Raw genomic sequence first — 11,209 nt, forward strand, 5'->3', positions numbered from 1 at the left:
GTTATTGATTGGCTCCTCTCTTTGTAAGCACAAAAGTCAGCTCGCTTTCCGCTGCAGTTTCACCGTCAACTTCAGCTTTTGCGGCGACCTTTACAATCCGGCTTCTGGCCCGCAGCACCTCAATCTCAATCACCAGCTGATCTCCGGGCCGCACCATTTTTCGAAACTTCGCCTGATTGACAGCGGCTAAAAGCGGAACCAAAGTTTCATCTGGATCATCTGAATCAGGATCGGCTGCTACCGCCAGCCCTCCTGCTTGAGCCATGGCTTCAATGATCAATACGCCCGGCATGACAGGAAAATGGGGATAATGTCCCTGAAAAAAGGGCTCGTTTATAGTTACATTTTTAACTGCGACTAACCTTTTTCCTCTTTCCCATTCCAGCACCCTGTCCACCATCAGAAACGGATAGCGGTGAGGGAGCTGATGTAGGATCTGATCAATATTCACCAGGTATCCACCTTCTTGCTTAACAAATTTAGAAAATAAGCCGAGATTCCCTCGGCTTGTTTTAATAGTTCGGCACTAAAAAGTTTTTTCCTGCCAGGGCTCAGCCGGCAATCAACCGCTGGTATTTTCGGCCGATTTCAGACTGGGGAGAAGTGAAGATATCCTGAGGTGCACCCGTCTCAACTATTTTACCTCGATCCATTAAGACAATGCGATCCGCAACTTTTAAAGCGAAGCTGACTTCATGAGTGACTATGATTGATGTTGTATTGGTTGTCCGCACCAACTCCTCCATCACCTCTAATACCTCACCAACTAAAATCGGATCAAGGGAAGCCGTCGGTTCATCCCAGAGCATCAGCTGCGGGTTTGAAGCCAAGGCTCTGGCTATACCCACCCGCTGCTGTTCACCACCGCTGAGCGCGGCTGGACGTTTAGCTTCCATCCCGTTCAAGCCTACTTTAGCTAGGGCCTGCTGCGCTCTAGCTTCGGCCTGCACCCGGGGAACACCGGCTAAAACCAGGTGAAACATGACGTTTTCCAGCACAGTTAGTCTGGCAATTAGATTGAACTGCTGAAACACAAAACCAACTGATCTGCGGAAGCTGCGCAGTTCCTCGCCGTCTAAATTCAGTACGGATCTGCTGTCAAACAAAATCTCACCCTCATCCGGTTCTGTCAAACGATTGATGCAGCGGATTGTTGTTGATTTACCGCACCCGCTGGGACCCATGATCACGACTGTTTCACCGCGCTGGACTTCCAAGTCTACGCCGTCAACAGCAACTTGTTTACCATACTGTTTTTTCAAACCTTTAATCTTCAGCATTTGGATCCCTCCTAAAATCTTTGTTTTGTGCGGTTCAGCAAGTTCAGCAGCCCCGGTCTACCGGCAGGAATCACAATTTCATGCATGATCTGAACATTGCTTAAGCCTAAGGACAATCCTGCCATGATTTCATCTTTGTGAACCGGACTGAATTTCTCCGAAAACACGCCAATCAAACCGCCCAGCACTGCCCCAGTAATGACGACTGCACTCCCAGAAACATAAGGAATATCCCCGCGGGCCAAAGTGTATGTGGCTGCCAGCATCATCATTCCCACTGCTGCTCCAAGAATTACAATCGGGTTAAAACAGCGGCCCAAGCGGCTCTGGGAAGCTTTCTTGTTTACTCTGAACCACTTGAGAGTACTGAAAACTGCTGCGTGATCCAGCATCAAAAAGATCCCAACGAACACAATTGACAGCATACCAGCAATAGTAGCACGCACCTCTTTGAGGATGCGGAATACTTCTGTTCGCGTATCTGGATTTACAGTACCAACCGAGATGGAGTAAGTGTTGAGATATTGATTGTCTAGATGATCGCGGATCACAGGCTCAACCTTTTCCTCATCGATTTGAGCATTTTCGACCAGAATCTGAATGCGCTCACCGGGTATTACCTGCCCGCCGATATAGTTGTCAACTAGGCGCACTGATTTTCCGATCTCCTCATCATCAAGCTCCGGCAGACTATCGCGGATGTCAGCTATTTGATCGATAATCGCCTGCACATCGATGTCCTGTACATTGCTGATTTGATCAGCGATACTGCTGAGGCTGGAGCGCATCGAAGCCACATCCAGATTTTCCAGCGTATCCAGACCATATTCTTCTGCGCTTTCAGAACCGCTTTTAGCAATATTCTTCAGCAGGCCATTTAAAAACAGCGAGATAATCAACTGCTCGCTTGTAGACTGCACACCGTTTTCGGCTAAACCTTCATTCAACTGCCGCATCTGCACCTGAAGCACTTCAAGCTGCATCAGCGCTTCTTGAAATGTAGTCAAAACAGCATCAGCCCTATCAACTGCCACTGCTGCCTCTACTGAAAGCTCATCCAGCTCTTCCAACAGCCGCAGACTTTCATCGATAGCATAATTCAACCGATAGCGCTCGTTTTCCAGGCGTACCTCACCAATCTGTTCACCAACGATATTATCACTGCGGTATTTGTACCCGTTTTGAGTGAGTGCTTCTCCAGCATCAGCAATAGATCCGGATACAATCATTCCCTGGGCTTGACTGCCCTGAACCTCCAGCACTTCAATTAACACATGATCTGGTTCAATCGGTTTACCAACCTCAGGCGCATCTGCACTCATGCCCTGCACGATAATCTGCTCACCGACAACCAGATTTGAATTAGGCTTAAGATCAATCCTGACTTTCGAAGCATAGCTCAACAAAAAGTGGCGCATCTCAACCAAAGTCTTCATCAGGGCATCTAGTTCTTCCCCATATTCTGCTGATGAGACATTAGCTAAATCGGCGGACTGATACTGTTCCTTCAGCACCTTGACTATTTGATCAGCGGTTTTCTGCACATCGACTTCAAATCCAATCGGAAATCGGACTTCTAATACTTGATACTCTTTGAGTATTTTTTTTATTTCATTCATTACCGCTTTCGAATGTTCAGCGGACTCTAATACAACTAGCATATTCTTTCCATCTTTAAAGGCAAAATCAACACCATCCAGCTGATTAAAGCGCTGCTGCAGTGTTTGGGCCACACTAGGATGCACACCGCGAACCAATACACTTGGTTCTACAATAACTGTATAACTGCTTAATCCAGGCACACCGTTGAAAATCGACGGCAGACGGGAGAAGGTGTCTTCAGTTTTTGCTTCCTGTGGAAATCCGAACAGAAAATTAGCCTGACCTGCAACAGAGATCGTTTGATTGATTACCGCTCCCTTAAACTGCTGGTCTGCTATCCTTTCCAATTCGCGCAGTGCCGCTTCCTTAGACGCTTCACGGACATGGAGGATCAGATCATATTCTCCATTGTCGCCAATCACATCCTGGATTGTATCACCAAAATACGAATCCACTGCCCAGGCTGCTCCTGAGGAGACTGCGGCTCCAACAATGATCGTCACCAAAATTAATATTATATAATCGCGAAAAAAGCCATCACGAAAGAACTTGAACATAAAAAACCCCTCCTCACCTGGTGTTTTCATTATAACACACCAGCTGGAGGGGTTTTAAGCGGTAATAACAGCTAGCAGAGGTAACTAGTACCTATTCAGCCTGATTTCGCCGAAATTCACCGCGGAATGGTCCGATAAACTCCATCTGTTCTTCAGCTCTCAGCATAACAAAATGCTCTCCAAACATCTCCGCATCCGTAACTTCCACAATTACATTCTGGAGGAAGTCTACCTTGTCCTCATTCCTCAAGAACACCATCTGATCAGCCCAAACAACCGCATCCTTAGTTGTTACTTTGAGGTTGCCGGTGCCGATCATCTTCTCCTGCTCCGTATAATATTCAACTTTATCACCAGTTAAAAACAGATCATCCTGCTCAACCTGGACATTACCGGTCACAACCAGGTAATTGTCCTTGCGGCGAAATTCAACAATCTGACCAATTACAATAATACCCTCATATTTAATCTGCACATACGCCCCTTCAATTTGGGATACGTCGGCTGTAAAAATCTCTGTTTTTAAATCAAAGCCACCCGCTCGCACACCTTCGGGTACACCGACTATGCCGACCTCTATTTCTCCCGAACCTTCTTGGGCTGCCGCGCCTGCACTGACAAGCGCCAGTGCCACCACTGTAAATATCACTATCAGAGCAGTTACCCTATTCATCGCCTTTTCCTCCTTGATGTATGGTTACAGACGTATCCCCCATAAATTCAATATACTCACTGGCACCATACCAAACCAGCTGGTTGGTAGCCAGATAGAATCCTGACTGATCCTCAACGGTGACATTGCTGCTCAAGTGCAGTTCATTCTGTTTCGGGGACCATATCCCCTGATCCGCAGAAAGGTAGTATCGCGGCTCCTCTGCTGCAAAGATGATCATCTGATCGAGGTGATCTAAATAAACTAAGCTGTTTTCCTGCCGCAGTGATTCGGCAGTCAGTTCCCATTGACGAACGCCTTTGTCGTTACCCACCAGGGAAACTCTTTCCAAAATCACGCCGGGATCCGCTGTCTCTATCTCATGACCATCACTTTCCGGGCGGACCACAAGAATAACTCCGACGATAGTTGTAATAACGATCACTGCAATGACTGCAGTTTTATGTCGTGGGGTCATGAACTCACCTCGCCTCTATCCGACAGGCTAATTGCTTCCGAACGTATCTTTCAAATCCTCAAGCTCAAAGAAGCTGATTCCTTCCTTTGAACTGATCTCAATCGGCAGTTTCGGGAAGGCTTTAATAGAATACTGAACTTTAAATTCCTCCCTCACCTGATCGTAGCTCATCACCAGCTCGCGGCAGTGCAAATCGAGGGTCAACACTAGTTTCCCGGTACTCAATTTCTGCGTTTTTTCCGGCTCATAAACCACATCATAGCTGAGCTTAAGGGTTTCAGTTAAATCAAAGACAATTTTCCCATTAACCCGCTTCAGCGATTGACTGTGAATATTGTACACCGCTCCAACATTGAAAACCCAGTCAGTCTGAGGCCGATAGTTGATGCTTCCGCTTAACTCACCGAATCGGCGGTTGTTTAGATCGTAGTTGACTGCCAAACTGGCTGTAACAGGCTGTCCGGAACCGCTGTAATTTAATTGGGTTCGCAGATTGTTGAAACGCTGGTTGAGAAAATTATAGCCACTGCTGACAGTGAGAGTAATCGGCTGCTTAGAATACCTAAAGGTACCAGTCAACTGGTCCTGTTCATTTAACTTATCAAATTTAAACGGAGTTTCGCCCCATACCAAGCGCTTCTGATAATTAGCGGTTACTCTGGTGGTATCCGTCAGCTGCTGAGTCAAACCGAAACGGCCATACACAGACTGCTGGCTCTGATTAGTATCATAAAAATAACCTGTTAGATTACCACCGTACGTAAGTGTAGTTCCGAAATCAGAGCGCCAGCTCTGGGTGAACAGTTCCACTGCAGGCGCAATCCGCCAAGCGGTTACATCAGCAGGATATTCGCTGAACCTGCCCTGTGAAACCTGGAACTGACCCGGCCATGCTGCACCGGCTAAAGACGGGTTGTACCACTGCCAGGTAAACTCGGGCATGCGGTTGATGCTGCTCCACGCTGGTTTTTTGAGCTCATCCAACAGATCCGGATTGTATTTCTGCTCCACTGCCAGGTTGAAGCGGTGGTTCTGATATCGATAGCTGGTCTCCACTAGGTGATTCCGGGTTTTCGTATCGTCTTTTGCTGTTATGTTAGAATTGGCATTGATATCCCAGCTGGGATTCAGCTGGTACCGCCAACTGCCTGAAGCAGTCCAGGTGGAGGATTTTTCCTCTCCTTTTTGATCTAAACGGTAGTTAAAACTGCCGTTTAACCGCATAGCTTCAGTTTGATACGAAAAACTGGTGGAGCTGGAGCTGTCCTGCTTCAGTACAGCGTTTTGATACTCCCGCAGATATGCATTACTGGTACTGAGCGTGAAATTATCACCTGAATACTTATGCTGAACCTGCGCCATCAGATACTTGCTGGCAGCAAAAGGCAGAGCATAAAATGCTGCGGTACCATCTCCCAGAAGATCATGGCGGTAATTGTGGTTAACACCTAAACCCAAGCCTTTGCGGGTGTAGTAATCATAAAGCAGGGAACCGCTGGCGTTTTCACTGATATAGTAATTGTAGCGGTTCTTGATATAATATCCATCGCTGCTGTTGTAGCCAATTTCCGGCAGCGTAAAATCGAATTCTTCATCATCAAGAGGAATGACAAGATAAGGCCAATAGAAAAGCGGCAGCTTTCCTTCATAAAAGCGCACCCCGCGGATAACCATTTTGTCACCGGGATAGATTTCCAGCTCGCTGACTGCCAGATGATAGTGAGGTTCACTCATATCACAGGTAGACAGCACACCATCATGCATAAAGTAGGTTTCCGAGTCAATGTGAACCCGATCTCCAAAGACAAAAATCGGACCTTTCACTTTTTCTGAAACCAACTGTGTCCGTGGGCTGACAAACTCTCCTTTAGCGTCAACAACATTATAAACCAGGCTTTCACCTTCAAGATAGGCTTCGCCCTGCTCCATTAGGACGCTGCCCTCCAGATACAGCTCTTGGTTGTTTAAATCCCAGACCAGCTGTTCTCCCTTCAGCACCAGACCATCGACGCTAATAACCACACTGCCGGATGCATAAAGCAGCTGCTGTTTCATATCCCACCGCGCTGTATCAGCGCCCTCGATCGTAATCGGCTGGTTTTCAGCTGCTGCGGCTGTGCTGATCAGCGCAGCAAACAAAATCAGCAGTACTGGTACAATTTTTCTGCGCAAATATACCACCTTCATCTCAATGCAGTCGATCAGCACGAATCAACAAAACAATGCCAGTCAGCGCAAAGATGCTGTTGGTCAGCCAAGCAGCCGCTAGAGGCGGAATTACCTCATTAATCGCAAGCGAGCGGCAGACAGGTGTTGCAACGTAATACAGCAGAGTAACAACAAGGCTGACTGCAATACCGAATGATTTGCTGCTCTTGCTGAAAAGACTTAACGGGGCAGCGAACAGAACAAAGATGAACGACGCCATCGGCAGCGCCAGCTTCAAATGATAGTCCACTACAAACGACAGCACTTTTAAGCCGCTCCGCTGGAATCTGTCAATATGCTCTTTCAGCTCTTTGCGGCTCATTTCATCACTGGTTTTTTGGTTGCCAAAATATAAATCGGATGAATCAGGAGTAACAATCTGCATCGTTTCAAAGCGGGTCTGGTAGCTTACGTATCCATCCTCATCGAGGTTCTGCACCAGTCCATCCTCGAGATACCAGAAATTATCCCGATAAGTTCCGGAATTTGCTGTAATAAGACGGGGAAAGCCATCGGGTTCAGTTTCGTAAACCAAGATATTCCTGAGGATTCGGTGCTGTTTGTTGACCTCATTGATATAAAAATAACGGTTTTCTCCCCCTAAAAAGAAAACATTCTCTTCGATCAACGGTGAGTCTTCCTGATAAATAAGTTCCCGAAACAGCTTCTGAAACTCATGGTTTGTCCAGGGTACGACTTCCTCATTAAGCAGATAGGTCGCGCCGCTGATAAGCAAAGCGGCAGCAACCACCGGGATCATAATCCGCCAGTACGGCAGACCGCTGCTGCGCATGACAATCATCTCACTGTCCTGATTGAGGCGGCCTAGACTTAAAAGCGTTGAGAAAAGCGCGGCTACGGGCAGAGTCATCACAACAATCCCAGGCAGATAATAAATCAGCATTCTGGTTACAGTTCGAATCGGCACTTTCTTGACTAAGAACAGATCGATCAATTCAAACAGCACTCCGCTTAAGAGGATTACTGTAAAGCCGATTACACAAAATACAAAGGGCCAGAAAAACTCCCTCAGAGTATACCGATCCAAAATAGCTGAGCCGCGCAGCGTTAAGGCTCGGTACTGCTTTGTTTGAATCATCCTCTAATCCCCTTTTCTCTCCTGCCTTTTGATACTATTTTAGAACTGCCATCCGAAACCCAATTGATGGTCTCCGGCAGACCAATCATAATCAATACGCAGCTGCTGATGCTTGTACCCGATACCCAAACCTAGATCACCGCTCCAGCGGGCACGCAGAGTCAAGCTGTCAATGGGATAAAACTCGGCTCCCACCTTCAGATTGCGAGCAGAATTAGTATCCCAAGCGTCATACAGATCCGCAGTCACAACTCCCCAGCCGGCAAGATCAACAGCCACTCCTACCGTAATGTTGGTCGGCAGATCAGCTTCAGTTTCTCCCAGCTTGAGATGGACAAAGTTTTCTGCCAAGAGACCAAAGCGCAGCCAGCTGAGCTCATCAAAATTCAGCTGCAGACCCAGATCGGTGCTGATATACTTATCTTCAACTTCAGGATAACTGATATAGTGTAAGGCGATGCCTATATCAGCTGATTCTACCAATTCCTTTGCCACTGCATATGTGAACTGCCGCTCAGCATCCTGCCAGATGAAATGAATCAGTCCAGCGCCGGTTCCGTAATCAGGTTCTGCGTAGCTGAACAAGTACTGCTGAGAGTTCTCTGACATTATTCGCAATTTCATGGCAAATTCTGGGGTAACCAATCCGGACAAACCAGCCGGATTCTGTACGCTGTAGGTTAAGTCACCACTGACAGCGATTCCTGCCTCAACTACCATGCAGCTGCTTCCCACTACTATCAGCATCCCGACCATAAGTGCTAACAAACCGATCTTTGATTTCACTGAAACCCCTCCATAGCTAGTGAAATACCTTCTTAGAAGCGGTGAGAATAACTGATACCCAGTCCGAGACTATCAAAATTCATCAGCATCAGCCTTGCATCCAATGTTTGATTAAACTTCAAGGAAACACCTGCGTTTAAGCCCGTGCCATCCAGCTCGACCAGCAGGGACGTAACTGGAACTGTGAACTTACGATCGCTGCTGACAATAGAGACTGGATTTAAGACACTGCTGATTCCGGCAAAACCTCGGCTGTAGCGACCAGAACCGAAGCCTAAATGTCCCCTCACTCCCGGAATACCAAGCTGCATGCTTCCCACAAGATAGTAACTGGCTTGGCTGCCATCCGTGGTTAATCCTACCGCCACAGCAGGATAATCCTGCTCCTGCAGGATCTGCACTTTCACGCTGCCAGAAAAGGTTTGGGAGTGCTGCTTAAAATGTGAAGCTAAGCCAACTTCAACACCTGGAAAAGCGCCTAGGACAACTGAGAAATGGCCGCCGCCGCGCAGCTGATGAAAAGCAGCACCTACCGAACCACTGGGCATGATTGAAGCAGTAGGTATGTTGATTAGGCCGGTCGAACCATAGATATTGTGAGCTGAAGCAGTGATACTGCTGAGCCCGATTATAAGTACACAGATCAATACAAGCAGTAATTTGTGTGATTTAGCGTGCATAAACTCATTCCTTCCCTTTTCCTAATTAGGATAAGTATTCTATTTTATAAAAGTTTTTACCTCCTTTACCAGATCGGTATTTGCTGGATCAAAAAATAGATGGAACCGGTACTGTCCCATCTATACTAGTTCTCTCAGCGCAGGCGTTTTATGACTTCACTGCTGATATCTTTCCCGCCATACCTCACTAAATCCACATCCAGAACCAGCTGCAGATCTGCTTCTTCAGCAGCTTCCGATATGGCCTTAGCTAAGGCTGCCTGGAATTCCGTTTCCAGCTCCTGTCTAAACCGCAGGTACTCGGCATAAACCGCTCGCTCCTGATCAGCCCTTGTTTCCTCATCAATTCCTTCCGTATCACTGCTCTGCAGCTGAGTAATCAACTGATCGTATTTTTCAGCTAACTGCTCATTTAACCTCTGGGCATATTCACTTTCGCTTAAGATCTTACCCATGTCAATCAGTCCAATCTGTTCAAGGGAAGCGTTCTGGCCGTACAAAACCCAAATCAGTGCCAATGCGCAGAGAGCAGCCAACAGCCAGGGAATATATCTTCTCATCGCAGTCACCGCCTTATGTTTTCAGTGACTATTATTCCCTGACCGCAGCTGCTCTACGCATATCCGCTTCTAGCTTCTGCTTTTTGGCTGCCAGTTCGGCATCCAATCTCTGTTTGTACTGCTCAAACATCCTGCCCAGCTTTTCTGCATTACTTTCTTCAAAAGCAAGTAGTTTTTCCTTCTGTCGTTTTTCTTCAGACTCCTTAAAGACTTCCAGCTTTTGATTCAGTTCCTGCTCATATTCAGAACGCATGACCGCGTACTCTGCCCGCATTTCGCTCAGCTGTTCTTCAAGCTGAACGCGCTCAGACTCACTCAAATTGACAATTGCTAACCGCAGCTGAGCATTGAGAATGGGCAGCTCATATCTTTGGCGCAGTTTATCAGCAAGTTCCGCAGACTCGGATTCTAGCTGTGCCAGGTAGGCTTCCACATTAACTGCAAACTCTGCTTCCGAGGCAGCAAGCTGCTCTTCAAAATCACTTTCAGCCTGCTGCCTCAAGATGAGATGGTACTGCTCCAGCTGCAGCTCATAATCTTCAATCAGCTTCTGCAGTTCCACAGTATAGGCCTCATAAACCTGCTCTGTATAAGCAGTTTGCTCCTTGGCTCCCTCACCGGACTGTTTTGATAAATTGTAAATCCAAACTACAGCAGAACTTATACTCAACACGCATGCGAGACCAATTAACAGCCATGTTTTTCTCACTGCGCATGCTCCTTAATTATTTTAAAGCTGCTAAAACATCTTCGGTAATGTCAATACCGCCGTGAAGCACCGCTGATGCATCCAAGACCACTTTTAAACCCTTGGCCTTTGCAGTTTTCTCAACCGCTTCATCTACTTTGTTGCTGTATTCCAGCTCCAATGTCTCCAGCTTTGCCTGATACTCCATAAACAGCTTAGCTGCTTCTTCATCAGCTAAATCAGCAGCTTTATCATCATACTCTGCTTGAAGTTGATCGCGAGCTTCGAATAAAGGTCCTGCCAAATACTGAGTGAACACCGCTTGAGTATTAACGATACCAATCTGAGTGTCCGCCTGTCCTTTAACAGTGCTTACCCAAACAAAGACAACTAAAAGTGCGATAGCAACAAGGGTGACTAAGCCACCAAGATAACCTTTTTGCTTCAACACTGGTAACCCTCCCAATTTATAATGATTACTATTTATAACAAATATATTATAACAGCAAGCTCTGTAATGGTGCAAATCCAAAAAAACCCAGGCAGCTAGCCAAATCAAGTGTCTGCCTGGGTTTTAGATTTTCATTTTATTAATACTACATAATTATATTTATCAAAA

12 protein-coding genes are annotated in these 11,209 nt (G+C 46.7%); all 12 read right to left on the reverse strand.

Going from position 1 to position 11,209, the window contains the following annotated elements; all coding sequences use genetic code 11:
- Nucleotide 1: 1 nt before the first annotated feature.
- The gene (fabZ, locus tag GX019_02420) at nucleotides 2–454 is read right to left on the reverse strand and encodes a 3-hydroxyacyl-ACP dehydratase FabZ (protein ID HHT36013.1); all 453 of its coding nucleotides are present in this window, start codon (nucleotides 452–454) and stop codon (nucleotides 2–4) included.
- A 97-nt stretch (nucleotides 455–551) separates the two neighbouring features.
- The gene (locus tag GX019_02425) at nucleotides 552–1,280 is read right to left on the reverse strand and encodes an amino acid ABC transporter ATP-binding protein (GenBank protein HHT36014.1); all 729 of its coding nucleotides are present in this window, start codon (nucleotides 1,278–1,280) and stop codon (nucleotides 552–554) included.
- Nucleotides 1,281–1,291: 11 nt separating this feature from the next.
- Complete coding sequence (locus GX019_02430) at nucleotides 1,292–3,439, reverse strand: ABC transporter permease (protein HHT36015.1); 2,148 nt, start codon at nucleotides 3,437–3,439, stop codon at nucleotides 1,292–1,294.
- A gap of 91 nt (nucleotides 3,440–3,530) precedes the next feature.
- On the reverse strand, nucleotides 3,531–4,112 hold the full coding sequence (locus tag GX019_02435; protein ID HHT36016.1) for a hypothetical protein: 582 nt from the start codon (nucleotides 4,110–4,112) through the stop codon (nucleotides 3,531–3,533).
- Nucleotides 4,105–4,569 (reverse strand): LPS export ABC transporter periplasmic protein LptC, encoded by a 465-nt coding sequence (gene lptC, locus GX019_02440; GenBank protein HHT36017.1) that lies wholly within the window; start codon nucleotides 4,567–4,569, stop codon nucleotides 4,105–4,107. The genes GX019_02435 and lptC overlap by 8 nt, the downstream gene beginning before the upstream one ends.
- Nucleotides 4,570–4,596: 27 nt before the next feature.
- On the reverse strand, nucleotides 4,597–6,741 hold the full coding sequence (locus GX019_02445; GenBank protein ID HHT36018.1) for an LPS-assembly protein LptD: 2,145 nt from the start codon (nucleotides 6,739–6,741) through the stop codon (nucleotides 4,597–4,599).
- 16 nt (nucleotides 6,742–6,757) lie between these two features.
- Nucleotides 6,758–7,876 (reverse strand): YjgP/YjgQ family permease, encoded by a 1,119-nt coding sequence (locus tag GX019_02450; protein ID HHT36019.1) that lies wholly within the window; start codon nucleotides 7,874–7,876, stop codon nucleotides 6,758–6,760.
- Between the two features lie 39 nt (nucleotides 7,877–7,915).
- A complete protein-coding gene (locus GX019_02455; GenBank protein ID HHT36020.1) occupies nucleotides 7,916–8,662 on the reverse strand; it encodes a hypothetical protein in 747 nt (248 codons plus the stop codon).
- A gap of 32 nt (nucleotides 8,663–8,694) precedes the next feature.
- Entirely contained in the window at nucleotides 8,695–9,342 is a 648-nt protein-coding gene (locus GX019_02460) for a YjbH domain-containing protein (protein HHT36021.1), read from the reverse strand.
- 134 nt (nucleotides 9,343–9,476) lie between these two features.
- Nucleotides 9,477–9,902 (reverse strand): hypothetical protein, encoded by a 426-nt coding sequence (locus GX019_02465; protein HHT36022.1) that lies wholly within the window; start codon nucleotides 9,900–9,902, stop codon nucleotides 9,477–9,479.
- 31 nt (nucleotides 9,903–9,933) lie between these two features.
- Nucleotides 9,934–10,611 carry a hypothetical protein gene (locus GX019_02470; protein HHT36023.1) on the reverse strand — a complete coding sequence of 226 codons (678 nt, stop codon included), beginning with the start codon at nucleotides 10,609–10,611 and terminating at the stop codon, nucleotides 9,934–9,936.
- Between the two features lie 16 nt (nucleotides 10,612–10,627).
- Complete coding sequence (locus tag GX019_02475) at nucleotides 10,628–11,041, reverse strand: hypothetical protein (GenBank protein HHT36024.1); 414 nt, start codon at nucleotides 11,039–11,041, stop codon at nucleotides 10,628–10,630.
- Nucleotides 11,042–11,209: the final 168 nt, after the last annotated feature.

It is taken from the genome of Bacillota bacterium, from assembly GCA_012837335.1.
GTDB lineage: Bacteria > Bacillota > Limnochordia > Darwinibacteriales > DTU012 > DTU012.

Coding starts and splice junctions, on each gene's coding strand:
- GX019_02425 (HHT36014.1), bottom strand. CDS start 1,280: ATGCTGAAGATTAAAGGTTTGAAAAAACAGTATGGTAAACAAGTTGCT.
- GX019_02430 (HHT36015.1), bottom strand. CDS start 3,439: ATGTTCAAGTTCTTTCGTGATGGCTTTTTTCGCGATTATATAATATTA.
- GX019_02435 (HHT36016.1), bottom strand. CDS start 4,112: ATGAATAGGGTAACTGCTCTGATAGTGATATTTACAGTGGTGGCACTG.
- lptC (HHT36017.1), bottom strand. CDS start 4,569: ATGACCCCACGACATAAAACTGCAGTCATTGCAGTGATCGTTATTACA.
- GX019_02450 (HHT36019.1), bottom strand. CDS start 7,876: ATGATTCAAACAAAGCAGTACCGAGCCTTAACGCTGCGCGGCTCAGCT.
- GX019_02460 (HHT36021.1), bottom strand. CDS start 9,342: ATGCACGCTAAATCACACAAATTACTGCTTGTATTGATCTGTGTACTT.
- GX019_02465 (HHT36022.1), bottom strand. CDS start 9,902: ATGAGAAGATATATTCCCTGGCTGTTGGCTGCTCTCTGCGCATTGGCA.